General features: G+C 63.7%; 19 protein-coding genes, 1 tRNA gene and 1 pseudogene. 8 read left to right on the forward strand and 13 right to left on the reverse strand.

Annotation, left to right across the window (positions count from 1 at the left end):
* Window positions 1–4 precede the first annotated feature (4 nt).
* The 3 genes from ABZV58_RS31220 to dcm form a co-directional block, all read right to left on the reverse strand.
* Complete coding sequence (locus ABZV58_RS31220) at window positions 5–850, reverse strand: GIY-YIG nuclease family protein (RefSeq protein ID WP_355003785.1); 846 nt, start codon at window positions 848–850, stop codon at window positions 5–7.
* A 206-nt stretch (window positions 851–1,056) separates the two neighbouring features.
* Complete coding sequence (locus ABZV58_RS31225; protein ID WP_253784018.1) at window positions 1,057–1,488, reverse strand: very short patch repair endonuclease; 432 nt, start codon at window positions 1,486–1,488, stop codon at window positions 1,057–1,059.
* 301 nt (window positions 1,489–1,789) lie between these two features.
* Window positions 1,790–3,112, reverse strand: coding sequence for a DNA (cytosine-5-)-methyltransferase (gene dcm, locus ABZV58_RS31230; RefSeq protein WP_355003786.1), 1,323 nt, complete (start codon window positions 3,110–3,112; stop codon window positions 1,790–1,792).
* A gap of 584 nt (window positions 3,113–3,696) precedes the next feature.
* Between dcm and ABZV58_RS31235 the strand changes: the two genes are divergently transcribed.
* The 3 genes from ABZV58_RS31235 (at window position 3,697) to ABZV58_RS31245 (ending at window position 5,136) form a co-directional block, all read left to right on the forward strand.
* A complete protein-coding gene (locus ABZV58_RS31235; RefSeq protein WP_355003787.1) occupies window positions 3,697–3,828 on the forward strand; it encodes a hypothetical protein in 132 nt (43 codons plus the stop codon).
* Between the two features lie 187 nt (window positions 3,829–4,015).
* Window positions 4,016–4,936, forward strand: coding sequence for an IS630 family transposase (locus ABZV58_RS31240; protein WP_355003788.1), 921 nt, complete (start codon window positions 4,016–4,018; stop codon window positions 4,934–4,936).
* Window positions 4,933–5,136, forward strand: a complete 204-nt coding sequence (locus ABZV58_RS31245) for a hypothetical protein (protein WP_355003789.1) — start codon at window positions 4,933–4,935, stop codon at window positions 5,134–5,136. The genes ABZV58_RS31240 and ABZV58_RS31245 overlap by 4 nt, the downstream gene beginning before the upstream one ends.
* Window positions 5,137–5,268: 132 nt before the next feature.
* On the opposite strand, the gene ABZV58_RS31250 is transcribed toward ABZV58_RS31245, so the two are convergent.
* From ABZV58_RS31250 to ABZV58_RS31270, 5 genes are read right to left on the reverse strand one after another with little or no spacing between them, the layout of a single operon-like run.
* Window positions 5,269–6,801 carry a PIN domain-containing protein gene (locus ABZV58_RS31250; protein ID WP_355003790.1) on the reverse strand — a complete coding sequence of 511 codons (1,533 nt, stop codon included), beginning with the start codon at window positions 6,799–6,801 and terminating at the stop codon, window positions 5,269–5,271.
* Window positions 6,802–6,824: 23 nt separating this feature from the next.
* Entirely contained in the window at window positions 6,825–7,787 is a 963-nt protein-coding gene (locus ABZV58_RS31255; protein WP_355003791.1) for a DUF3883 domain-containing protein, read from the reverse strand.
* Window positions 7,787–9,670, reverse strand: coding sequence for a DEAD/DEAH box helicase (locus tag ABZV58_RS31260; protein ID WP_355003792.1), 1,884 nt, complete (start codon window positions 9,668–9,670; stop codon window positions 7,787–7,789). The genes ABZV58_RS31255 and ABZV58_RS31260 overlap by 1 nt, the downstream gene beginning before the upstream one ends.
* Before the next feature lie 3 nt (window positions 9,671–9,673).
* Window positions 9,674–10,972 carry a hypothetical protein gene (locus ABZV58_RS31265; RefSeq protein ID WP_355003793.1) on the reverse strand — a complete coding sequence of 433 codons (1,299 nt, stop codon included), beginning with the start codon at window positions 10,970–10,972 and terminating at the stop codon, window positions 9,674–9,676.
* Between the two features lie 3 nt (window positions 10,973–10,975).
* A complete protein-coding gene (locus tag ABZV58_RS31270) occupies window positions 10,976–11,785 on the reverse strand; it encodes a hypothetical protein (RefSeq protein ID WP_355003794.1) in 810 nt (269 codons plus the stop codon).
* An 864-nt stretch (window positions 11,786–12,649) separates the two neighbouring features.
* Here ABZV58_RS31270 and ABZV58_RS31275 point away from each other — a divergent pair.
* From ABZV58_RS31275 to ABZV58_RS31285, 3 genes are all read left to right on the forward strand, one after another.
* Window positions 12,650–13,663 (forward strand): hypothetical protein, encoded by a 1,014-nt coding sequence (locus ABZV58_RS31275; protein ID WP_355003795.1) that lies wholly within the window; start codon window positions 12,650–12,652, stop codon window positions 13,661–13,663.
* The gene (locus tag ABZV58_RS31280; RefSeq protein WP_355003796.1) at window positions 13,656–15,116 is read left to right on the forward strand and encodes a hypothetical protein; all 1,461 of its coding nucleotides are present in this window, start codon (window positions 13,656–13,658) and stop codon (window positions 15,114–15,116) included. The genes ABZV58_RS31275 and ABZV58_RS31280 overlap by 8 nt, the downstream gene beginning before the upstream one ends.
* Window positions 15,117–15,575: 459 nt before the next feature.
* Window positions 15,576–18,206: a DEAD/DEAH box helicase gene (locus ABZV58_RS31285; protein WP_355003797.1), complete on the forward strand. Its 2,631-nt coding sequence runs from the start codon at window positions 15,576–15,578 to the stop codon at window positions 18,204–18,206.
* A gap of 220 nt (window positions 18,207–18,426) precedes the next feature.
* On the opposite strand, the pseudogene ABZV58_RS31290 reads toward ABZV58_RS31285, so the two are convergent.
* Window positions 18,427–18,607 (reverse strand): annotated as a pseudogene (locus ABZV58_RS31290) (IS1380 family transposase); the annotation flags it as partial.
* 1,144 nt (window positions 18,608–19,751) lie between these two features.
* On the opposite strand from ABZV58_RS31290, the gene ABZV58_RS31295 reads away from it, so the two are divergent.
* Window positions 19,752–20,042, forward strand: coding sequence for a hypothetical protein (locus ABZV58_RS31295; protein ID WP_355003798.1), 291 nt, complete (start codon window positions 19,752–19,754; stop codon window positions 20,040–20,042).
* A gap of 128 nt (window positions 20,043–20,170) precedes the next feature.
* Here ABZV58_RS31295 and ABZV58_RS31300 read toward each other — a convergent pair.
* Window positions 20,171–20,243: transfer RNA gene (locus tag ABZV58_RS31300), tRNA-Ala, on the reverse strand.
* Between the two features lie 122 nt (window positions 20,244–20,365).
* On the opposite strand from ABZV58_RS31300, the gene ABZV58_RS31305 reads away from it, so the two are divergent.
* Window positions 20,366–21,763: a DUF222 domain-containing protein gene (locus tag ABZV58_RS31305; RefSeq protein WP_355003799.1), complete on the forward strand. Its 1,398-nt coding sequence runs from the start codon at window positions 20,366–20,368 to the stop codon at window positions 21,761–21,763.
* Window positions 21,764–21,882: 119 nt separating this feature from the next.
* On the opposite strand, the gene ABZV58_RS31310 is transcribed toward ABZV58_RS31305, so the two are convergent.
* From ABZV58_RS31310 to pgm, 3 genes are all read right to left on the reverse strand, one after another.
* Window positions 21,883–22,620: a thioredoxin domain-containing protein gene (locus ABZV58_RS31310; protein ID WP_355003800.1), complete on the reverse strand. Its 738-nt coding sequence runs from the start codon at window positions 22,618–22,620 to the stop codon at window positions 21,883–21,885.
* Between the two features lie 68 nt (window positions 22,621–22,688).
* Window positions 22,689–24,038: an MFS transporter gene (locus ABZV58_RS31315; protein ID WP_355003801.1), complete on the reverse strand. Its 1,350-nt coding sequence runs from the start codon at window positions 24,036–24,038 to the stop codon at window positions 22,689–22,691.
* Window positions 24,028–25,671 carry a phosphoglucomutase (alpha-D-glucose-1,6-bisphosphate-dependent) gene (gene pgm / locus ABZV58_RS31320; RefSeq protein ID WP_355003802.1) on the reverse strand — a complete coding sequence of 548 codons (1,644 nt, stop codon included), beginning with the start codon at window positions 25,669–25,671 and terminating at the stop codon, window positions 24,028–24,030. The genes ABZV58_RS31315 and pgm overlap by 11 nt, the downstream gene beginning before the upstream one ends.
* Between the last annotated feature and the right edge of the window lie 41 nt (window positions 25,672–25,712).

A 25,712-nucleotide genomic window follows, 5' to 3' on the forward strand; every position in this document is an offset into this window, starting at 1 on the left:
GTCCCTACTCGTCATACTCCTCAACATCATCTAGATCCAGCGCGAGCTCCTCTGGCTCCGAGTCCTCCTTGGGCTCAGGGAACTCCTCCAGAACCGGACCGGTCAGCTGGAGGACATCGATAGCCTCCGGCTTTGGATCCGGCCGAGCCTCGACGTAGGCGAGCCTCTGCGCCGCCAGATACGTCAACCGCACAGCTTGAACGACCAGCGCACGCCGCAGCCCGGCCGACACCTCACCCCGTTCACGAGCGACGGCCGCGAGCCTGGATATTGCTTCCGCACGCCGAGCGATGCGGATGTCAGGGTGCTCCCGTTCCTCGCGCACCTGGTCAGAGACCAGCGGCATCCGAAGCGGCGTCGGCAGATCACATCGCTTCGACTTCGGTGGGATCTTCTCGTTGAGGATTGCCTTGTACCGCGACTTTGCGATGGCGTCCAGATATGCCGTGTACTCGCACTGGTTGAGACGGGCCTGAGCCTCCTTGAAGGCCTCCGTGCCTTTTTTGGTGACGTTCTGGAACTCCCACAGCGGCCAGACGGCAACCTCGGCCACCTCGAAGATGTCGAGGATGCGCATCGCCACCGCGTCGGTACGCTGGTTGGTCAGATGCCGCTGGATCCGAACGCGCAGCTTCTCGTTGGTCTGTCCCACGTAGATGGGCTCGCCGTCGTAGTCGTAGAAGGCATACACACCCCACTTCGCCGAAGCCACCACACGACCTTCGGAGTCCTTCTCGCTCAGGAAGCTCTTGAGTAGGGTGCGGAAGTTCTGCACATCGTCCGCGGGCAGACTGTTGCGCTTCGGCACCTTCTTCTTGGCATTGAGCGACGCTTTTCCATGGCTGGACATCTGTTTTTCGCACCCCCGGTAGTGTGGCGTGACCCTCCGCTCGACCAAGAACGAACGCGCAGAGGACCTTTAGGCGACTGACCGCGTGAAGGGTACTCGGTACCACCGACACCGCTGGCATGGAGCAGTCACTATTGCTCTGCTGGCGTCGCTATCGCGATGGCCCATAGACCGGACTCATAGCCACAGCCACAGGCCGACTTGCATCAGCGCCGCAATCTGCGGACATGCGGCGGGCTGGACCTGATGCGGTCAACCAGCTGGTCCAGCGTCCCTTCTTTACGGAGCTCGCACTCCCAGACCACAATGACGCTCCAGTCGTCGGCTTCGAGTTCCTCGCGGCGGCGGGCGTCGCGAGCCACATTGCCGTCGAGCTTGCGGGTCCAGTAGTCCGTGTTTGAGGCCGGCCGCGCAGCAGCCTGGCACCCGGGATGCTGGTGCCAGAAGCAGCCATGGATGAACACGACGATCCGTCGACTTGGGAACACCAGGTCCGGTTTGCCCGGCAACCGGCGTTCGTGCAACCGGTATCGCAGGCCGGCCGCGTGGAGATACCGGCGCACCAGCATCTCAGGACCGGTGTCCTGAGAGCGCACCGCGCGCATGGTTCGGCTGCGCTGTTCCGGCGACTCCTTCATCGAACGGGCGGCTAGCCTTTCTTCTGCGTGGTGATCGCGATCTTCAGCGTTGGGTCTGTCTCGACCTGATCGATGATCTCGTTGTGGCGCTTCACGAGATCTGCGATGGCTACGCACCTGCCCCCTTCAGAATCTTCCGCGCTCGTACAGGTTCAGAGCGACGAACTGCCCAGCTCCGAACACATCGACTCGATCATCGCGGTCTACATTGCGCGCAAGGCCCTCGGCGAGCCCAGGGACGCCGACCGAACCCACTCTCGCTTCCTGAAGTCTTGCAGAGCAGATGCCAGACCGACAGCTGTCACGCAGACAGTTTGTCAGCCCCGGACGCGTTCTCCAGCAGCGGATTGAGAATGTTCTGGGCGATGAAGCGGACAACGTCAACGACTACGCCATCCCCCGCAAGGTGGTAGGCGTCGTTGTACTTATCCGGCAGCTCGTAATTTTTGGCCAACCCCATCAGGCGGGCAGCTTCACGGGGCGACAACAATCGCGAGCGAACGCGCTCGCCGTCGATGACCAGGATTGTCTGACGACTGGACCCACCCGTAGGCGTACGCAAGCAGCCAGCGATGTCGTCGAAACGCACTTCGGCACGCTGCACTTTCTTGCGGATCGGCTTTCCCTTGTCGTCGTAGCCGATGACTTCGCCCTCGGGCCGCATCCGCTTGTAGACGGTGCCGACTACCCGGACTTCCTTCTCTACGGAGCGCTTCCGAGCCTGGCGGACTTTTTCCTGGTTGACGGCATTCATCAACTCGTCCCCCCAAAGTCGATCAGTCTCCTCTTGGGGGTGCCACGGCACCCCTTCGAGTTCATCGTCTGGTTGGATCAGGTCAGCCAGTGTCTCGTAAGGCTCCCTGACCGCAGGCGGGGCCGGGAGGCGCCACCATAGCCACGCGTCATGTTTGTTGGTGGCCTTGGACCCCTTCATTAGACGTTCGTACGCTGTCACCAGCGCCGGTGTGTGCCAGGGAGCCGACCATGTATCGGAAACCAGGTCCTCGCGGATGGCCACATCCTTGTGGGCAGCGATGATGAACAGCCGTGGCCTCGACTGCGGCACCCAGTGCACAGCGTTGATCACGACGGCCCCGAAGCGGTAGTCGGTAGTTGCCAGCATGTCCCCCAGGGTGACGAAGTCCTGCCCCTTACCGGCGGTGAGCGCACCAACGACATTCTCAAGCACCACCAGCTTCGGGGGCCGCTTCTCATCGCGCAGCGATTTGACCAGCTTCCAGAATGGAAGGAATGTACCCGACCTGTCACCGCTCAACCCCGCGCCGTTTCCAGCCAGTGACAGGTCCTGGCAGGGAAACGACGCCCATACGAGATCGGCATGCCCTTTCAGATCCTTAGTCGTCACCTTCGCAACATCGCAGACCAGGAGATGCCCCACTCGCGCGCCGTCGGATTGGTCGGCATCCGCGGGGAGGCCCGACTCAGCCGTCAGCTCGTTCGGCTCGTGGGCCTCCCAGTCGAGGCCCTTGAGCCAGTTGGCTTTGTAGCTGTCCGCCTTCTTCTTGTCGATGTCGTTGGCGAACAAGCACTCCCAGTTACCACTCTCGCGCAGGCCCGCCATGGCCATACCGCCGCCTGCGAAGAACTCATAGAAGCTCGGCATCTATCCCTCTTGTCTCGCCGCACCGGTTCCGGTACCCCATACACTGCCGATCGCAGGTTCCACGCGCCCACGCGACACGGCCCTGTGCCTGGGGCTGCAACTGTCCTGCAACGGTCTCCTAGCCCAAATTACAACGATGGAATTATCCATCCGATTCCGGTTGATACCGTACCGTGACCCAGCGACATCCCGGCGCCCAACGGGCCGAAGCTCTCCAAAATAACTTCGTGCGCCGAAGTTGCTACTGATCAGCCTCATATTCCCGCGCCCTTCAGTCTGGCTGCGATGCCCTGAACCTAACCACGCCCGGCGTACTGCCCCGCCAGGCTTGGGCGGTAGCTACGGCGCGTGGGTTAGGAGGACCCGCGCACCCCAGAGCCAGCATCCGTGTAGCACTCGTCGATCACCTTGAGGCTGCGGCGGCAGACGAATGGTGGTCCGGCGATGGGTGCAGAGACAGGTGCCCCCAACCAGGTCGGACGGCATCGGAGTCAAGGTGGCCGGTGCATGAACTGCGTGCTTGGAGCCCCCTGCTTCCAGTCTCAACCACCAGAGCTCCGGACCCGCAGCACTGTGACGACGTCGTGGCCGATGACCACCATCAGGCGTGGAGCAGGCCGAACGCGGGCGTTGCGTCTTTCTTCCAGGGTCAGCAGAAGCTGACGTCGTCGCTGAGCGTGAGCCCGGTGTGGCCCGGCGGCCTACCCAAGCTGTGACAAGTCTGCTACTTGGAGGCTGTCGCGCCGGGCGCACAGCCGCCACTGGCGGTTCGTCCGGCACTGTGCGGCAGCACCGCCTCGGAGCCAAGCAGACAGATCTCGCCGCTTACCTAGTGCCTTGTCCGAGAAGGTTGATGCGTTAATCGCCGGGGTGGCGGGTTGAACCGGAGGCCTTGACCCGGCGATGCTGCCGGTGGAGGTGATGCCGGTGGCTCGCAAGCCGGATGTGTTCGGCAGAGCGGTGACTCCGGAGGAGGGTCGCAAGCTGGCCCAGATCGCCCGGCGTAGCAAGGTGCCGGTGCGGATGCGGCGGGCGGTGGTGGTGATGGCCTCGGCCCAGCATCAACCGGTCGGGGCGATCGCGAAGTTGATGCAGGTCTCGGAAGCTTATGTGCGGCAAGTGATTCACGACTTCAACGCGCATGGATTCGAGGCGCTGGACCCAAAATGGAGCGGGGGCAGGCCGGCGAAGACCGATCAAGCGACGCGTGATCGGATCTGTCAGATCGCCCGGTGCTGCCCCCGTGACCTGGGGTGGCCGTTTGCGACGTGGAGTCTGTCCAAACTGCGGGATGTGCTGCGGGCCAACGGGATCGCTGACATCAGCAAAGAGACGCTGCGGCAGATCCTCAAAGCCTGCGGGGTGTCGTGGCAGGCCACCAAGACCTGGAAGGCCAGCAACGACCCGGAATTCACCGAGAAGATGGCCCGCGTGCTCGATCTCTATGACAACCCGCCCGCCGACGGGCGCGTGCTCTGCGTGGACGAGTTCGGGCCCTTGAACCTGCAACCGCGTCCCGGCCGCGGCTGGTTCACTCGCCGCAAGCCGAAACGGTTGCGCGCCACCTACCATCGCACCCAGGGCGTGCGGCACATGTTCGGCGCTCTCGATTTGGCCACCGGTCAGTTGTACTACCGCATCCGGGACCGGAAACGCTGGACGGAGTTCCTGGCCTTCCTCAAAACCCTTCGCGCGCGTTCGCCGGGCGAGAAACTGTATCTGATCTGCGACAACTACTCGGTTCACAAGCGCCGTGAGGTCCGTGATTGGTGCGCGGACAACGCGATCGAGTTGGTGTCCTGCCAACGTATTCGTCGTGGTTGAACCGCATCGAGTGCGAGTTCGCCGCGCTGCGGTACTTCGCGCTCAACGGCACCGACCACCGCAGCCACGGCGAACAAGACGACGCGATCGGCGACATCCGCTGGCGCAACCAGCACGCCGGACCCGTCCGAGACTTCGCCGTCGGGTCGAAGATCCGGCAAGCCGGATTACCTACCGAAGGTTGCTTGACGAGGCACTAGCGCGCCAATGCAGCACATCAGCCGAGGTCAACGAAATGCAGTCTTTCTCGCCCGTGCTGATCCGGGCTCGAAGTCCTTGCTAATATCGACGGTGGAACCATGGCACCCATATCACGCCTCAGGTCAGCATCTTCACTCGGATTCGGTTACCGCTTGAAGATCCTTGCCAAAAATCGTCCGATACAGCTCCGAAGATCGTCTCCCCTCATTAGCTGCAAGACGGCTGTTGATCGCAGGGTTCTCCTCAATATCGCGGATAACTTCGGCCAATACTCGGCGCCCCGCCTCTCTCTGGCCGGATTTCACCAGGGCATCGGCAAGAAGGCGGCCGACCTCGAACCTGCGAGCGCTCCGCGCTCGGCGGGCATCGGCATACGCGCCTTCAAGGTATGCAGTGGCATCGGCGGGCCGCTGGTCTTTCAGAAGGGTCCGAGCTATCGATACCTGCGTGTTCAAAACCGTAGACAAGTTTGAACCGATACCAAAATGGATGTTGAGTACTCGCTTGAGAGTTTCGATATCACCGCGCGCTTCCGCAGCTGCGGTCGCGGATCCAAGCATACCCAAGACCCGGGAAGTTTCCGCATCTTCGCCGACGCCAGCTTCTACTTTCTGCACGAAGGTCAACAAGAGCTCGTATTCGACGGCCGAGAGGTCCGTCTGTTCCGATATCGGCGTCGTCTCCACCCGATCGATCGGACCGAAGTCGAGCATCTGACTGTTGATGTGTTCTCTAGCCGAGCGCACGGTCGAGATGGTTTCCTCTGCGACCTCAGCATCCAGATACGTATTGGCCGACCTCAAGAAACCTTCCAACGTGGTCTGATGATATGGCTGTCCTGATTTCTCCGCCATTTCCATGACCATCTCGATTCGCGGGCCGAGCGTCTTCCCATGCAACTTGACGTAGAAGTCTTCTTTGACATCGTCCGTGACGAAAAGGATTCGCCTGTTCGTAGTTTTCGCATACTCGATCAGCTCAAACCATATCAGGCAGTCCCCCAATGGATCGGCTTTTTCCTCGAAGTCCTTGTATCCCGGAGGCACCTCGCTTTCCATGCGCACCTGCGCGATGCTCCGACGTTTCTTGCCCTCCTCGACCGACAGCGGAGTGCCCATGTTCGATTCATCGATAAGGGCATCGAGCGCATCCCGCACCGGGTCATTAAAACGCACATCGTCGAACCTTATCGTATGCGCCGACCGGATAGCTTTAAACTCCGCCTCTAGCTTCACCCGGTGCTTTTCAGCCAACGCAACGAGGTCATTCTGCGCTTCCTTGAAATGCCGCTGAATAGTTTCCCGCATCTCGCGGTCGCGCACTCGCAAGCCCGCTTTCGACGAACAATCACCTAGGGCCTTTTGCACTGCATCGGTGATACTACTCATCACCGATTCAGGCATTGCTTCGATGGCATCGAAGTTCACGTTAACATCCCAGGCTACGCGGAGCCTGTTTTTCTGATACTCGTAGGCGACTTGAAATGGAATCCACAGCCGGTCTCCTATCTTGCCCAGCACTGCAAGGATCTGGCTCCGCTGAGAACCGCTGACGCGATAAAGGGAAAGTAGCACGTTGGCATCGAGTGCGATTGTGCCGTGTTTGTAGAATTCTGCGAGTTCTTCAGAGGTCGGCGCATACCATTGCCTGAGAACCTTCTTCAAATCAACACCAATCCATCGTAGTTTCAGGCACGGTCGAATGTCTTATGATGCTCTGGTTGTTGCAAACCACCAACAGGACGAAGGACTCGTCCTGGAACAATGAAATCCGGATCGGGTAGAATTTCGGAGTCCTGCCAGGCATTTGACGGCACAGAGATCCGTGCGGACTTCTCCCATCTGAAGGTGTCTGTGTCCGCGGGTATCAACCGCTGCAAGGCTTCATGGCTGAGTTCCCGGATAGATTCGATGTGATTTGCCCCTATCTTGTCAGCTAAGATCGCGGCATTGCTGAAGACGACCTGGACAAGCCTCCAACGACTTCCACAATAAAGCGCAGTTTCGAATTCGTTCCGCGTGATGTGGAATCCTCCCGAGGTTGCCAAGCTCGCTGCCTTGACTTCGATGCAGTCGATATCCCTGCCCGGTACCTCGATGTCGTAGCCGTGGGCGTCGCTGAGCTTGGCGACATGAACCGGCTGTTCGCCCTCGTATTCCAGGGCAGCTATCATCAGCAGCTCAGCAGCATCTCCGAGCGCCTTTGCCGCTTTGTCATCGACCTCGGCATTCACGTCGGCCGCCGACCTCACCAAGACTTGATTCAGGCGGGGTTCTAACCATTGCAACGCCCTCAAGTCGTCGGTCGGTATGAGCTCACGCTGCACACGCCTGCCGTTAACCGCCAGATACAGCCAAAACGGTGGTCGTGCTCGGAGCAGCACTTGGGCGATATGTGTCATTGCGCGTCCGTCAGGAAAGCGCGCGGCCGCTATCAATCGAGGTGATATCTGTATGTGGGGGTCCATGGTCGCGAGACCGCAGTCGATCAGATGCTGTGCGTAGGTGCGCATCTCTATTTGCGAAGCCAGCTGCAACCCATGGATGTTGCGCGCCGCGTCGACCCATTCGTCGACGTTGCGCCTGGCGGTCAGAAGGGCAACGTGTGTCAACAGCAGTGTGCTGTATGCGGCGCCGTGGATGGGCAGCATCAGAGTCCCGCCTGCAGCATGGAGGCCACCGCCGCGATGTCGTCGTCGTTTCCGGCTCGTTCTCTGGCATCGGTGTCTGGCTCGGGTAGAGCCACTTTCACCAGACCAGGATCGTCCATCAGTTGTGCCAGCACTCCTACCTTCTCTCGAAGGCGGACGTCGACCAGCTCATCGATGGTGCCGCGGCTGATGAGCAGGGTGAATTTGGTTGTGGCCGTGTCAGCAAGACCGAGCCGGTGAATCCGGTCCTGACTCTGAAGAAAGTGTCCCGCGTTGAAGGTTCTGTCAAGATAGATCGCGTGATGGCACCAGTGGTGCAGGCTCACGCCCTCTCCACATGCTGCGGGGTTGGCCAGCAGGACACGGCAGTTAGGATCGAAACGGAAGCGGTCGAACTCTATGTCGCGGGTGATCTGATCGGTCTTGGCGGTATCAGCATAGGGAATCCCGCCGTGTATCACTGCCGGCTGGTGCACGCGAAGATAGTTCGCGAGCAGTTTGAGGTTGCGGACGAAGGTTGACCAGATGATCACCTTCTCCCCCTTGCGAGCAGCAGTCTCGACGATCGCCGCGACCTTCTCGTATTTCCAGGGAACTTCGAGGTCTCGATACTTCAACAGCAGGTCGGCCACTGCCTCGTTGCCTGTGATTTCGAGAGGCGGGTGCTCGAATCCCTCCTGGTCATCGACATCCGAACCGGCGGTGAGCAGCATGGGATTTGTTGCGCCCTCCAGCAGATACATGGTGATCCTGCCCAGCCGGTCGAACTTGCGGCGGTCCTGGGTGTCGAGCTGAAAACGGCCTCGGTACTGTCCGATGAGCGAGTCGTAGATCGCCTGCTGGATCGGTGGCATCGGCTCGGTGATGATATCGAACGTCGTGGGAGGCAGGCCGAGGTCGGTTTTGGGCGTGCGCACGAAGTACCGGGAGATCGCGGCACTCGCGGCTGCGACTACCTCCTCGTCACGGCCAGCCTTCTGGTTGTAGACCGTATCGGGAAGGATGTCTTGGTCTTGTCCGGGGTAGAGGAATCTGATCGGTGCGACGAGGTCGTACGCGCCCTGCGGTGCCGGGGTCCCCGTCAGTACATCTCGCCGGCGCGCGGCATAGGCCAAGTCGAGGACTGCACGGCCGTGAACGCCGTTCTCGCCGCGTTTGATCCTGTGGGCTTCGTCGAGAATCACCTGAGTCGGCTTGAGCGCTACGAACTCTCGAATGCGGTCGTAGTCAGCGGCAACCCTGTTGTAGTTGGTGAGAAGCACCTCGGTGTCGTCTGGTATGAGTGACCCAGTCCCGCCGTGGACGAGGAGGCCAGGAGCTGGTTCGATACAGGCCGCGGAGTCTTCTCTCCACGCTTGAAATGCAGCGATCGGCGCGATTACCAGCAGGCGCTGTACCGAACCTCGGGCTCGATTCAGGACATAGTTGGCCAGGGCGACGGTGGTCTTGCCTGCACCGGGAACCGAGAAATCCGCGCCGTGCGGCATGCGGTGGATTGCAGCAAGGTTGGCCACCTGAAACGACTTCAGCTGGCGGGTGAACCCGGCCTTCTTCAGCTCTGTCTGCAGGTCCTCAATCGAGACCTCAATCGGTTGTGACATCGCTGCCTGGCGGTCCCGACGATCGCGAGACAGTGTTCGGAGTTGTTCGGTGAGGATCGGGCCGAAGTCGAACTTCTCGCCGAAAAGCACTCGCACCTCTTGCAGCGCCTTGAGCTCGGCGAAGAAGACATCGGCTCGCACCTGCGACGTCTCGGCGGTTCCGCCCACAATTCCTCTGGACAGTGCTTCCTGCAGGCGGGCCCATGCTCCGGGTTTGGCGTCTTCGCGCTTCTCCAAACCGACAATCGGGCGTGAGTCTCGTACGAGCTCAGCAAAAATCATGAATCACCTGATCTTGTCGAGGAGTTCATCAAGCTCAGCGACTCTCTTCGCAAGCTCGGCCTCATCCCATTCCCGGTACCGGCGAGCCTTGGGAAGTGCGGCGACCACACGCTTCAACTCGTCGATCGCCTTGCTGGCACGCACCAATGGCGCTTGGAGCGCGGACTGGTCACGATCCTCCTCCTTGGCTTCGTCTGCGGCGGTCGTAATCGAGCTTCCGATGCTTGTCAGCACGTCTTGGACTTGGACACGATCGCCATCGTCCAGAGCAATATTGGCCTCGGGCCGCTTCTGGGCTACGAACGCAAGCAGGTTGTGCAGAGGAGAGATGGGCTCGCTACTGCCCACAAGATCGTCGAGCAGGTCGTCCGATGTCATCGACGTCGCGGCGTCGGCGGCCTCGAGAATTGGGCGCATCGTGACATCCTCGGCCATCTCGTTGAAAACGAGTTGGGCACCATCCGGACGCCGAAGGTGCCGCAGTTGCCGGTAGGGCGTACCGGTCAGCGCGCCCAAAAAATACACAGCTCGCACTGAGTCAGCTTCTTGTTGCGGCTTGTTCTTGATGTGCTTGGAAAGCTCGTCGAATATGGACTCGTTGTCGACGAAATCCAAGTGGAGGCGCGTGCCGCCGGAGAGTTCGACCAGCTGGTGTAGCTGCTGAAGCTTGTCGTACATTCCGCGAACATCGGCGACAGTACGGTGCATGCGGTTGGCTACGTGTTCCCAATTCTTGTGGGCGCGATCGTAGAGCTCCTCGATGAGCATCGCCTCGTTAACCCAGGAGTACTCCTTCTTCAGGCTGTTTGCGACCTGAAGTTCGGCTTCCAGATCGACCAATTCATATGTCGTCGCATCCGCTGGCAGCACGAGGCAACTAACGTACTTGGCCGACAGGTCACCGGCTTCCCACAGCGCCCGCAACCCTGCCGTGCGCCTGTTGCCGTTGATCAGGATGCCGTCCGCGGTGACGATCGCAGGCTCCTGCTGGCCCCGCGACTGGAGGTCTCGCTTCAACTCGTCGAAGCCAGTCTGGCCGCAGAGAATCTTGTATTGGGCGGCCTGCGCCACTGGACCGAGCGGGTCCGCCGTGAAAAGGTCTTCTCGTCCCGCCAGACGCCTTTCCCGCTCCTGTTCAGCGCGAGTGCGGTGGTTTGTGACCGAGAACCGTACCCAGGTTGTCTCGAGTTCAGCCTGTGGAAGGTTCTTCTCGCTCCTGGGCCAGGCCGGCACGGGCACGGTATTGGCTTTGGTCCGCGCCTTGAGGAAAGCTGTCCGGTCCGGGTCGAGATTGTGCAGCATCCGTCAGCTCCTGAACGTGGTTGCGCGGCCGGTGCCGAACCGCGAAGTGATGGTTGTCCTGATGGTGCCCTGGCGACTCTGAAACCCGATGTGGCCGATGAACTGACTTGCCTGCGAGGGCGCTATGCCGAAAGCCTGCAGCAATGTCCCGGGGAAGACCCGTTGCACCTCGCCGTTCCAGTTCCACGCATTGGCCTCGCCATCGCGATCCGGCATCACGTACACGCACGGAGGCGGGACGCTACGCTCACCTACTTGAAGGGCGTGTGCGCTCTTCGGGCACGGACGATTCGGTGATCCGCACATGCGGTCGTGAAAGATGACGCCTGACAGAGTATCCGGGCGCGGCCCGAAGAACTCGCCGAGCAGGCGCTTTACGCCCTTCTCGACGTGCGTGCCAGGCTCGGAGCTTGTGCTGTCGCACAGCCACCACAGGTAGGTTTCTCGGGCCCACTCCGGCGCCTTCCAACGCTTACTGCTGTGAACCCCATCCGGGCAGCCCTTCTGAATGATCGCGACATCGCCGAACCCCGAGAGCGTAAGGCGGTACACAGTGTCTTTGCCGTAATCGGGCTTCTCAAGACGTTCAGCGTGTCCGGCCTCGACAAGCGCCTGCAACAGCTCGAAGAGGAACTGTTTACGCTCGGACACGCTGGCGCTCTGGCGACCGCGGAGCTGCTCGATCGCCCCGGGCAGAGCCGATCGGTACTCATCCGTCGTCAGCCCGTACTTGTTGAGCACGTCTGGGTCGTCGACTAGTCCTTGAATGAGCTGAGCCACGCTGTCAACGACGCCGGGCAGTGGAACACCCACATGCCGACACGGTGCGGCCAACTCAGCATCCACTTATCTACCCCTCGTCCGTATCGACCCTCGCCAGATCGACTTCCGTTGCGCTGCTGAAAGATCGATCCTAACGCGGACAGCAGCATGCGCTGACGAACTCAACCTACTCCTCCACACCGACACCTGCAGCTACGCTCAGAACCTCCGGGAAGCGAGCGGGCCCGACAAGGCCGAGTTCGCTATCACGGCGACGCTGGCGAAAAGGATGCTCGGTTACGCTACCGACCGCGGGGGTGCAGCCGTATACCGGTACCTGCGACTCTCGCTGAAGCCTGCGCCGTAACAGACGTATTTATCGGCAGACCTACCACAACATCGTTCTTTCTCGACTTCCGACCTGCTGCCGCGAAGTGTTGTGTGCGAACTCCCGGACATTGGGAGGCCTGACCGCGCACCATGGTCATATGGTGTGGCGAAGCGATCACCTCACTGACCGGCAAGGCGATCTCCTGGAGCTGACTGGTGGTCCTGTGTCACATTCGTGGTCGGCCGACGAAAGAGGAGGCTGCCCGACGGTTGATGTGGCTCGCTGCTGAAAGTACCGACAGCTCAGGGGTTCGGGCTTGCTGGTGGCGGGTCGCTCGGATCGTGGCGGGAGTGTGGGTCGGGGTTCTTTTGTTGCGGCGGTGGGTATCTCGATTCATTCGTAGGGGCATCCCGGCGGGCCGGCCCTACGAGGGCGAGCCGTGGAGCGGACCGGCAAAGGCAGTCGGTGAGTCAACCCGGGGCCGCCGCCCTTGGGTGGATCGGAATGTGCATCCCGTCCAAGCTGTCACATGTGGTCGATATTCTCCGTTACGTAGTTGAGCCGCAACGGTCTTGGAGGATGCGATGGTAGAACAGCTCGACGCAGGCAACGCCAAGCTCAACGTAGGCAACGCCAAGGAGGGCATCGGCAGGACCGTCGACGGTATCGGCAAGGCGGCACGAACCGCTTCATCGCAGTTCGCCGGGCAGGTCGGCAACGTCAAGGACGCTGCCAGAGGCAGAGTCGAGAAGCTGACTGCGAAAGGGCCGGACCCCTACGAAGTGGCCGTGGCGGAATACAACGGCGTCTTCACGGCGATGGCCGACAGGGGCCTGTCTCTGTTGCGTCAGCGCGAACGTTCGACGGACCTGATCGAGCTGGTCGAGCAGTTGGTGAACAGCATCGCCAACACCCCGAAATCATTTGATACCGACTTCGACGAGATCGAGGTACATCGGAAACGGTTCCTGAACGCAGAGGATTTCGCCCAGAAAGAGCTGGAAGCGGCGCGGTTGTCGGCTGCCGGCGCCGGCGCCGGGTTCGCAGCGGGCACCGCGGTAGCGGGCCTGGCACCGTCGGCGGCGATGTGGGTCGCCACCACCTTCGGGACAGCGTCGACCGGCGCCGCGATCTCGACCCTTTCGGGGGCGGCAGCCAGCCAGGCAGCACTGGCGTGGCTCGGTGGCGGCGCGCTGGCCGCCGGTGGCGGCGGCACTGCGGCAGGCACCACACTGCTCGCGCTTGCCGGCCCGATCGGCTGGACAATCGCGGGCGCAACCCTACTCGCGTCGATCGCCCTGTTCGCGAAGAAGAAGTTCGAGAATCGAGAGGCGAAGCACGAAGCGCTGACTGCGATAAAGCACAACACCGCCCTCGTCAAAGGCATGGATGCTCAGATCGACGACCTCCTCCAGCGGACGACCTTGCTCCGCGAAGGGCTGGTAAAGAGTTACGGCGAAGCCTTGGTGCACTTCCGCGCCGATTTCCACGCGCTCGCCCCTGCCGAGCGGTCGACACTCGCTACGTTGGTGAACAACACGAAGTCGTGCGCGACCATGCTGAGCATGCGCATCGAACAGGATGCCGATAGTGAGTGACGCTGCCGAGTTCGTCACGGGCACCCAGGAGCAGGCAGTTGCTTCCTGGGTGAGCTATCTCGACCAGCTCCGCCTAGACAACCTTCTGAGCGCGCTCAGCCAGCAGGACGAGCACCTTCGCGACGCGCTCACCAGCGTCGATGAAGCGGTGAGGAAGATCGACCTCGAGGTGGTCGCCGCCAACCGCGGCGGACAGCATGGCATGCACGGCTTCATCGCCGAGATCGCCGAGGTCGGGATCGGCAACGCCCGAAAGCAGATCCTCGGCCACGAGGCCGTCTACCAGTGGGTCAACGACAACGGACCCGTCGACCTGATGCGCGGAAGTGTCGAGATCCAGCAGAAATTCGTCGCAGCGGGTGGCCGCTTCTCACTGGGCGCGATCGCCGAGCACCTCCAGAAGTATCCCGAATACGTGCGCAACGGTGGGAAATACCAGATCCCCCGTGATCACTTCGAGGTGATCCAGCGGCTACATGCCTTGTCGCCCGAGGACGCGAGCAAGCTACTGTCACGCAGCGGCGACGGACCTTCCCTCAGAGACTGGCAACGGGTCCAGGCGTTCTTCCAAGACAGATCAGTCGGCTTCGAATCGCTCGAGCCCTCGACGCTCGAGTACAACGAAGTGCAGCGCGATGTCTACACCTCGACCATGGCGGCCGAAAAGGGCTTGCTCCACGCCACGGACCGGTCCCTGCGCGAGGATGCCTACCAGCGCAGCCGTCCGACGCTGCAACAAGGAGGCACGGCCGCACTCACGGCCGCCGCGGCTGCGGGCGGGACCGCGTTCGTACTGGCCGTGGTTGCCAAGCGTCGGGAAGGCAAGCGGCTCAGGGAGTTCAGCGAGCGCGACTGGATCGACCTTGCAGGCGAGACCGGCTCGGGTTTCGGCAAGGGCGGCGTCCGAGGACTGAGCATCTACGCGCTCACAAATTTCACCGCGACCTCCGCAGCCGTCGCCAGCTCGATCGTCACCACATCCTTCAGCATCGCAGAACAAGCGAACAAGCTCCGCCGGGACCAGATCGACGAACTCGAGTTCATCGAGAACGCCGAGCTCATCGCCCTGCAGGCCGCAGTACGCGCGCTGGCCTCTTGCGTCGGCCAGGCGATCATCCCCATCCCGGTCCTCGGTGCCGTCATCGGCACCACGGTCGGCACTGTGATGTACAAGGCCGTCGCATCGTCGTTGACGAAGCGAGAGGCAGCGCTGATCGAGCGTTACCTCGACGAGCAGCGGACGCTCGACGAGCAACTCGCCGCGGAGTACCACGCCATACTGGAAAAGCTGGACCAGAGCATGTCGGACTATCTCGGGCTGCTCGGACGAGCCTTCTCGCCTGACATGCAGGTCGCGCTCGTCGGATCGGTCGAGCTGGCGGCGGAACTCGGCGTGGCTTCGGACGAGATCCTGGATTCCGATGAGAAGGTCGACGCCTACTTTCTCGATTAGCGAGAGGGGGGCCACATCCGACGGCGGCAACCATTCCCTCAACTTGCGTCTGCCATTTGCTGTGGAATCCATGGCAGCCCAACTGGGCCGCGGCCGATCGTCCGACTGGATGCGAGATCGGTGACGCCTACGAACAAGCATTCCCGCATGGGCACCTGGCGTGACTACTACTGCGATCCGACAGCGGCTGGAAGGAAGGCGCCGACACCTTCCTCGACTTTGTCCGCAGTGCCGAACGCTCCAGCGGGACCCTGACGGACACTGAGGGTTCCCCCGCTTCCTTGGTGTCTCCGGACAAGCCGGGGCGATTAATGGGCGGTGATCTCGTCGCCGAAGAGTTGGTGCTGGGGTCGCGGCTGATGCTCACCATCGATGCCGCGAACGCCTAACTCCCCCTCGCGCCGAAAGCGGATCAGCGATCTGCCGACAGGTGCTGGTGGTTACGAAAGAATAAGCGTCATGGCGACTTTCAAAACCAAGTCCGGCTCCAGCGGTGCGCCTGCCGATCCTGAGCAGCTGTACCGGCTGTTGTCCGCGGCCAACGAGGGCCCGGCCGCATTGTGGGCGCATCAAGCTGACGTGCTGCGGGCGTGGCATGGTAATCACCTCGACAAGAAGGACGTGGCCATCGAACTGCCGACTGGCTCGGGCAAGACTCTGGTAGGCGGGCTGGTTGCTGAGTACCTTCGGCGCCAGGAAAACAAGCCGGTCGCCTACCTGTGCCCGAACAACCTCCTCGCCCGCCAAACCGCCAGCAAGCTCAAGGAATACGGCATCCCCACCGTACAGCTCGTCGGGGAGGTGTCGACTTGGAACCCGGCCGCTCGGACCAGGTTCAACCGCTCGGAGGCGGTCGCGGTCAGCGTCTACAGCCACGTGTTCAACTCCAACCCGGCCTTGAATAACGCCGGGTTGCTGGTGCTGGATGATGCGCACGCCGCCGAGGGATACGTCGCGGGTCCCTGGAAGTTGGAGATCCGCCGCTCGACGCATCCGAACGCCTACCACGACCTGCTGTCCACGCTGGAGGGGGTTCTCGACCTACTCGTATTCGAGCACCTGGCGAACGCTAGCCCGAACGACAACGCCAGGACCGTGTACCTGGCCTCACCACTGGGCATCGCGGCGAACGCCCAATTGATCGAACAGGTACTGGACATGATGGTGGCCAGCGGCAAGGTCTCGGGCAGTGCCCAGCATGTATGGAACAGATATCTCCGCGGCCATGTGGACCGCTGTCTGGTGTACGTATCAGCCAGGCAGATATTGATCCGACCGCTCATCGCGCCGACCTTCGTGCACCAGCCATTCGATGCCCCGGCCCGGCGGGTGTACATGAGCGCGACGCTCGGCTCGGGCGGTGAACTGGAGCGAGCTTTCGGCCGCCACAAGATCACACGTATCCCAGTTCCGAGGGGCTGGGAGAACCAAGGCACCGGCCGCAGATTCTTCGTCTTTCCTGAGCTCACCAACGACCTGTCAGCCGATCCGGGACAGACCAATGCCTTCGTCGGTGACCTGCTGGTCAAGGCTGGGCGGGCGCTGGTGCTGACCCCCGATGAGAACACCGCCAAGAAGTTCATCGCGGAGCGGATCCACCCGGACCACACTGTCATGCGCGCTGAAGACGTCGAGGACGATCTCAAGCCCTTTACCTCGGCTGCCTCGGCCGCCCTCGTGCTCGCCAACCGCTACGACGGCATCGACCTGCCCGGGAAGGACTGCGAACTGGTTGTGCTGGACGGGCTGCCGATCGGCAGTGACCTCCAGGAGCAGTTCCTGCACTACTCCGTCGGCGCGGTGACGGTGTTGCAGGAACGCGTCCGCGCGCGAATCATGCAGGGCTCGGGCCGCGCCACCCGCAACGCCCGGGATCGCGCCACAGTGGTAATCCTGCGCAACGATCTGATCTCGTACCTGGACAACGCGGAGGTGCACGGGGCGCTGCACCCCGAGGTGCAGGCCGAACTGGAATTCGGGCAGCGCAACAGCATAGGTGAAGACACCACCTCGGCTGACCTGCTGGACCTGCTGGCGTTGTTTGAAGCGAACGGCCCAGAGTGGTCGGAAGCTGACCGCAGCATCGCCGAGGACCGCGACAAGCGCCAGGTCGTTATGCCACAGGGCACCGAGGCCCTGCAGAAGGCCGTTAAGCATGAGGTGATCGCCTGGGAAGAGATTTGGGAAGGGCAGTGGGAGCGGGCACTGTCGGCTATCCGCCAAGTGCTGGACCAACTCACCGGCGCCGGCACCGCGAAGCGGTACGTCGCGCTTTGGAACTATCTCGGCTTCGTCACCGCACGCCGACTGGCTATGCAGACCGGCAACACCACGTTCGACGACACCGCCCGCAACTACTACGAGGAAGCGCGAATCGCGGCCCGAGGAACCTCGTGGGCATCCACTATGACCACGCCGTCCGAACAGAGCATCGTCTCGGCGCCTCCCAGCTTGGATCCCCTCGACGAGATCGCGATGCAGACCGTGCTTGCCGACCGCCACGATCTCGCATCCCCACAACGGTTCCACACAGCGGTCACCACCGCACGGGCCGGCCTGGAGACCACCGACGACAACGATCCCTTTGAAGCCGCCCTGGTCACGCTCGGCAAGCTCGCTGGCGCCACGGAAAGCTACACCTACGACGACGACGTGGAACAAGCCAAACCGGACGCGGTCTGGATCTTCGGCGACGTTCAGTGGGTCGTCTGGGAAGCCAAGAGCATGGCCACAGACAAAGGGTCGATCGGCCCAACGAACGTGCAACAAGCCGGTGCCCAGTTGCGGACTGTCGAGGCGGACCGGAAGACACCGGAACCGGGCGATACAGCGTGCCTGCTGGTCAGCCGCAAACCCAACGTCTTGGACAGCGCCCGCAACCTCGCAGAGGAGCACGTGTTCCTCGTGCGCCCTGATACAGCGCTGCACCTGTTCGACAAGATCGTCCGCGCTTGGCACAAACTCCGCAGTCGCGGCCTGTCTGCGGTCGACACCGTCAGCGCGGCAGAGATCTTCCATTCTGAAGGTGCCCTGCCGACCCAGTGGCTCCCAGCCCTTCGTGAATTCCCGCTCCGGCGGCCTCAGCCGTAGCTCAGCTAGGGTCTGTGTCGAAGTGAGTTGGTGAAAGCTGTTGTCCGCGTTGGTAGATGGGTGAGGTCTCAGGTAGGTGCTTTAATGCCCAGTGGGCGCGATGGGAGCTGTTGCTGCCCCGCAACGAGAGGGCGGGCCGCCCGCCGCAATGGACGAAACGGCAGATCATCGACGGGATCCGCTCCCGATCTGTGAGGTTCGCTTGGTTGGCGGCGAAGCCGTGGAATGGCAGGTTTCGGGCTCCGGTGTCTTTCGCGGCGCGGACCCAGTCTTCCCAGCGGGCCTGGCGGCGGTGCCGTAGTTTCAGGTCAGTGAGCTGACCACGTCTGGTACCAGTTGCGCGCCTGGGTGCGTCTTTCCTTTCGCATGACCGGTCGCATACCGATGGGCCAGCCCGACAACTGCGCCAGGGCGATGTATCCAGACAGACGCGCAGCCGCTCAGAACGTATGGTCCGCTTCGACTACTCACTGCCGCCCAGAGTGCACCCTGTCGTCTGCGTTCCCATATTCGATGCGCCCCGCCGAGGCACGAGCCTGCGACGTTCAACCGTCGAGCCGGAAGCGACAAGCCAATGGCCATACCCACAGGCGAAACGGTTGCAACGTAAGGAAGTTTGGACCGGAATTCTTGGCGTATTCTTGGTCGCAGCCCGCAGACTAGAACAGGTCAGGCACGGTGACTGTGCCTGACCTGCTAATTGTGCTCCCCCATCTGGACTCGAACCAGAAACCTGCCGTCAGCAGTTCGAGGTATCTCCATGATCACCGCTGGCTCCCCCTCTGGTTGACAGGCGGCTTCGATTGAGATGAGTGTGGCTGTTCCGTCAATTGCGTCGGCGGGACCCCGCGACGGTGCGAGCGGAGGTTCGGCCGCGGGAATCTACCGCCTCATGTGTCCGCCATGGATGTCATGACTGGCTGGACGTTGCTCACCCGTCGGCGGCCCCATCTTCGCCCCGGCGACAGAAGCGTCTCGACGAACTGCCCGCCTGCTCGGAGCCGCAGTCCCACCCGGTTCGTCGGTTGCCCGACTGCACGTTTCTACGATTTTTCTACGATTTTCCGGCGGGTCAGCACGGGCAACTGTGGGAACGAAAGGAGATCATCGGGTGTCAGAAACAGTCATCTACCTGCATAAACAGGGAAAACATGGGAAACGGTGGGCGACGTCGGGGACCTGCGGAAACGCTGTGCCGACTTCATGACCAACAAAGCCTTGAACGACGCGCTGGGCTTCATTCCAACCGCGCATGGTCATCCGAGGGCATACCGACAGCCAGCCGATGAGCAAGATCTTCGGAACTTCCTCAAGCGCGTCGAAATGTCGTGCGATACCGGGCCAGACCAGCGTTGCCCCGTTCCTGTCAGGATCGGCGCGCCCAGGCGATAACGAACGACATCAGCGCGACGCGACGTACCCTCCACAGGTACGTCACCTCGCACAACAAACGGCAGCTCGCCTTGCGCCTAGCCCGCTCGATCGGCATGTCAGACTAGCCGGAACAATCGACAACACAACTCATCGACCCCCGGGGCACATCCAATGCAGCCAGACGGACCGGCAACGATCCCAACCGACTACGTCACCCGGCAGTCGACCCGGATCATCGCCAACGGATACCGAGACTACAGAGCCGAGAGCATCGCCGAGCCGGACCGCACCTTTCCGTATCCGTTCCCCGACCAAGACAACCCGATGCTCGAATACCTCATCCGCAAAGCCAAGGAACTGCAAACCGCGGAAGGGCAGCCCCCATACATCTGGCTGGCCGTTCACGCATGGTACGAAGGCGCACTCAGTACTCTCGCCAATCCTCCCGAATCCCACGAGTAGGTGGCAGAACCTACACAGGCCGACGCCCATGGCCGAAACGGAATATCAAACCGTGGGGTTTTCGTGGGGTTGGGCCAAATGAAACAGGTCAAGACCGGTGGTTTACCGGGCCTGACCTGCGTTTTCGGTGGAGCTAAGGGGACTCGAACCCCTGACCCCCACACTGCCAGTGTGGTGCGCTACCAGCTGCGCCATAGCCCCTTGGTGGGTCGCGCTCGGTTTCCCTCGCGCCTGATGAAAGTTACACCACCAGCGTGTCCGCAGCCAAATCGCCTGGAAAAAGGGGTGGCGGTGGGGTTAGCTGGGACCGTAGAATCGAACACATGTTCGAACAGAATCCGCTCTCTGCGATGGACTTCGGGACCATGAGTGACGAAGGGTTGATCGAGGCGCTCAGGGCGGTGCACGGGGCGGCGGCCACGGCTCAGGCTGCGGAAGTGTTCGCGGTGCGTGAGTTGTATCGGCGGGCCCGGGCCGCGAGCGCGGAGCCGGGGCCGGGTGGGGTGCGGGCCGGGGAGTTCGCGGCAGCCGAGGCGGCGGTGGCGCTGTATGTGGACGAGGGCACCGCGGGAGCGTTGATCGACATCGGGCTGGTGCTGGACGAGGCGCTACCCCGGACCCGCATGGCGTTCGCGGCGGGGCGGATCGACCTGGCGAAGGTGCGGGTGATCGTGGACAGCACGCGGGCGCTGGCGAAGGAGGTCGTCGACGCGCTGGAGCCGCGACTGCTGGAGGCCGCGGCGCGGACGAATCCGGCGCGGCTGCGGCAGGCGGCGCGGCGGTGGGCGAATCGGCTGGATCCGGGGGGCGCGCGGCGGCGGCGAGAGCGGCGGCAGGAAGACCGCGATGTGCGGATACGGGCGGTGCAGGACAGCATGGCGGTGTTCGACGGGCTGCTGCCCGCACCCGGCGCGCAGACGGTCGCGATGCGGTTGCGGGAGATGAGTTTGCAGGTCTGCGCGGCCGATCCGCGGACGATGCCGCAGCGGCGGGCCGACGCCCTGGTGGCGCTGGCGGACGGGTCGGGGCGGCTGCGTTGCCGTTGCGGCCGAGGTGAGCGGTGTCCCAAGGCCGGGGTGCCGGTGGAACCGCCGCGACGGCCGCTGATCCAGATCGGGATCGCCGCCGACACATTGCTGGACATGCGGGAGGCGCCCGCGTTCCTGGCAGGCTACGGGCCGATCGACGCGGCGCTCGCGCGATTGCTCGCCGAGCACGCGTCGTTCCAGGTGGTTCCCGAGCACACCGACGGCAGCGCGACGGACGAGGCGGCGCTGCGACGCGTCGCGAGCGAGATTCGGGCGGTGGACGGTATGTGCCGGTTTCCCGGGTGCACGATTCCCGCGGCGGAAGGCGAACTGGAACGCAGCGGCGGCGGGCTCGCGGTGCTCTGTTCGCGGCACAGACGACTGAAGTCGTTGGCGGACAAGAGGAAACAGTGGCGGGTCTGGCGGGACGACCGCGATCGGTTGCAGTGGACCGCGCCGGATGGTGACGTGCACACCACCGTGCGCGAAGGTGCGCGATATCTGTTCCCGCACACCGATATCGAACTACCCGCGGTCGAAACCGCCGGTATACGAGCCGCGTTCACCGCCGACCGGCCGACCGGCGAGGAACTGCTCTACCCGCTCGACGGCCACATCCCGCTGCACCGCCAACTCGCGCGAATCGCCCCCGAGAACGACATCCCGGACGACGCCCCGGAACACCGCGGCTGAGCCGCACGGGGGTCGTCGCCACCGGCCTCGAGCCGAACCGTGTCCGACGGCAGGGGAGAAACCGCACAGCACCAGTCGACTCTCGTCGCCGAGCCCGGCAGGGTCCGTGCCCAGCGCGCTCAGCGCGTCAGCTCGACCACCCACTCCTCGTTGCTCACATCCACCTTGTTGGACCCGTCGAACACCGACGGCGTCGCGGCGGGACCGTCCAACCGTGCGGTCAGGTCGTCCGTCGCCGCCTTCGCGTGCACCTCGGCGTCCGCCACTTTCGCACCGCTCGCCACGCATTGCACGATCGGCTCCGGCGCACCCGCCTCGCGCGCCAAGCCGGAGAGCTGCTCGTTGCTCAGGTCGTCGCCGCCTTCCTTCGGCTGCTTCGAGGCGAAGAGCAGCTCGTGGAACTTCGCGTACAACGGACCGTTGCCCGCTTCGGCGACGCATTCGTTGGCCGCGATCGCGCGAGTCGAGTAGTCCTCGCTGCTGGACTTGGGGTCGAGGAAGTTGACGTAGTGGTACCGCACCGCGAGTTTGCCCTCGTCCAGCTGCTGGGCGAGTTCCTGGCCGTAGACGCGCTCGAGCGCGCCGCAGGCGGGGCACAGCGGGTCCTCGAAGACGTCGATCGTCTTGGGCGTCCCCGGCTTGCCGAGAACGACCACGCCGTCGGGTTGCAGCACCGCTTGCACGCCGGGGTCGCGCACGGAGCCGTAGCCGTCGTTGCGCACGTCCGGCTCGTCGCGCCCCGAGCGGAACGCCAGGAAAACGATCAACACGATGAGGGCGAGCGCGACGCCGCCCAAGGCGTAACTGGTCGCGCTCGACATCGGGCGCGGGGTGTAGTTCGAACGCGATTGGTTCACGTCAACACTCTGCCCCAGCTCCCGCTGCCGATGTGCGCCGGGCACCCGGCCGCCCACACCGCGTCGGGCTAACGGCGCGAACCCGTGGGCGAGGCAGGGCGTTCGTCGTGGACCTGGCCGCGTGACTCCTCGCACTCGTCGGCCGCACGATGCGCGAGCTGGTACTCCGCGTCGTCGCACGGCACCGCCGCGACGTGATCGGTTTCGACCTCGGCGGTGTGCCCGCGCAGCGTTTCGGGCACCACCAACCACGCCACGGCCGCGATGGCCAGCAACGCACCGGTCACGGCGAGCGCGGGCCCGTAGGAGGTGTGCTGGGCCAACGCGCCCACAGCGACCGGACCGAGCACGGTGCCGAGATCGGCCGCCATCTGGAAGCCCGCGAGCACCGGCCCGCCGCGCGCCTTCGGTCCGAGGATGTCGGCCAGCGCGGCCTGCTGGGTCGGTGTCAGCATGCCCGAGCCGAGCCCGGCGACTACGGACGTCACCAGCAGCCAGCCGAAGTTCGGCGCGTACCCGAGCCCGGCGGTGCCCAGCGCGCACACCAGCGAGCCGACGACGAGGAACGGCTTGCGCCCCCACCGATCGGACAGCCTGCCGGACAGGAACAGCACCGCGACGTTGCCCGCGGCGAAAGCCGTCAGCGCGACGCCCGCCATACCGGCGGGCTGCCGCAACACCTCCACGACCAGCAGCGGCACCAGCGCCATCCGGACACCGAAGATGGCCGCGCCGTTGGCGAAGTTCGACCACAGCACCGCGCGGTACGCCGGGCGGGCCAGCGCCTCACGAAAGGTCATGACGCGCAGTTCGCCGCTGACCTCCGGCGCGGCCAGATGCGAATGGCGCAGGCTCAGGTAGACCGCGGCGCTCACCGCGAGCAGCGCCGCGGCGTAGATGAGGAACGGAGCCCGCAGCCCGAGCCCGGCCAGCGCGCCGCCCACCAGCGGACCGCTCACCGAGCCGACCAGGAAGCTCGTCGACCACAACCCCGACACCCGCCCGCGCTGCTCCGGCGGCGACAGGCGGATCACCAGCGCCAGCGACGACACGGTGAACATGGTCGAGCCGATGCCGCCCACCGAGCGCAGAGCCAGGAGCTGCCAATAAGTCTGTGCCAGCGCGCTCGCTCCGGTGGACACCGCGACGATGACCAGGCCGGACAGGTACACCCAGCGCTCCCCCAGCCGCTGCACCAGCCGACCGCTGACCGGCGCGAACAGCAGCCGCATCAACGCGAACGCGCTGACGATCGCGGACGCGGCGGCCACCCCGACGCCGAAGCTGCGCGCGAACTGCGGCAGCACCGGCGCCACCAGTCCGAACCCGATCGCGATGACGAACGCGGCGCCGACCAGCACCCAGATCTCGCTGGGCAGCGCCTTACCGCTCGCCGATGACTCGGCTCTACCGCTCACCCGTCAGCGCCTTGCCCACCATCTCCTCCGCGGCCGCCTGCACCTGGGCCAGGTGCTCGCTGCCGTGGAACGACTCCGCGTAGATCTTGTACTTGTCCTCGGTCCCGGACGGACGCGCCGCGAACCAGGCGTTCTCGGTGGTGACTTTGAGTCCGCCGAGCGGCGCGCCGTTGCCTCGGGCGCGGGTGAGCACGGCGGTGATGGGCTCGCCCGCGATCTCTTCGGTGGTGATCACATCGGGAGTCAACCTCGCCAACCGCGCTTTCTGTTCCGCGGTGGCCGCGGCGTCGATGCGCGCGTAGGCCGGACTGCCGTAGCGGCGCTCGAGTTCGACGTAGCGCGCGGACGGCGTCTGCCCGGTGCAAGCGGCGATCTCGGCGGCGAGCAGCGCGAGCAGGATGCCGTCCTTGTCGGTGGTCCACACCGTGCCGTCCATCCGGAGGAACGACGCGCCCGCGCTCTCCTCGCCGCCGAAAGCCAGGCTGCCGCTGAACAATCCGGGCACGAACCACTTGAACCCGACCGGCACCTCGTGCACGTCGCGGCCGAGCACGCCGACCACCCGGTCGATCATGGACGAGGTGACCACGGTCTTGCCGATCTTGGTCAGCGCGTCCCAGCCGATACGGTTCGCCACCAGATATTCGATCGCGACGGCGAGGAAGTGGTTGGGGTTCATCAGCCCGCCGTCGGGCGTGACGATGCCGTGCCGGTCGGCGTCGGCGTCGTTGCCGGTGGAGATGTCGTAGTCGTCCTTGATGGCGACCAGCGCCGCCATGGCGTAGCGCGAGGACGGGTCCATCCGGATCTTGCCGTCGCTGTCCAGCGTCATGAAACGCCAGGTGGGGTCGACGAACGGGTTGACGACCTCGAGCTCGAGGTCGTAGCGCTGGCCGATCTCCTCCCAGTAGTCGACGCTGGCGCCGCCCATCGGGTCGGCGCCGAGGCGGATGCCCGCGCCGCGAATCGCGTCCAAATTCAACACGTTCGGCAGGTCGGCGATGTAGTGGTCGAGGTAGTCGTAGCGCTGGACGCACGTGGCCATCGCGTGTTGCAGCGTCGTCCGCTTCACCTCGGAAAGACCGGTGCGCAGCAGCTCGTTCGCCCGCGCGGCGATGGCGTCGGTGGCGACGGTGTCGGCCGGACCGCCGTGCGGCGGGTTGTATTTGAAGCCGCCGTCGCGTGGCGGATTGTGCGACGGCGTGACCACGATGCCGTCGGCTTGGTGCCTGGTGCCGTTCGTGTTGTGGCGCAGCACCGCGTGGCTCAGCGCGGGCGTCGGCGTGTAGCGGTCGCGGGCGTCGATCACCGCGGTCACGTCGTTGGCCGCGAGCACCTCGAGCGCGGTGGTCCAAGCGGGCTCGGACAGCGCGTGCGTGTCTCGCGCCAGATACACCGGACCGGTGATGCCGCGGGTGGCGCGGTATTCCACGATCGCCTGGGTGATCGCCAGGATGTGCGCCTCGTTGAACGCGCTGTCCAGGCTGGACCCGCGGTGCCCCGAGGTGCCGAACACCACCTGCTGCGCCGGATTCGCGGGATCGGGAATCTGGCTGTAGTAGGCGGTAACCAGGTGGGCGATGTCCTCCAGGTCGGTCGCCCGCGCGGGTCGCCCGGCTCGATCATGGGCCATGCTCGGGTCTCCCTTCCAGGTCGGCTGCGCCCGGCTCGTCA

Origin of the sequence: Nocardia sp. NPDC004654, assembly GCF_040609595.1 — a bacterium.
GTDB lineage: Bacteria > Actinomycetota > Actinomycetes > Mycobacteriales > Mycobacteriaceae > Nocardia.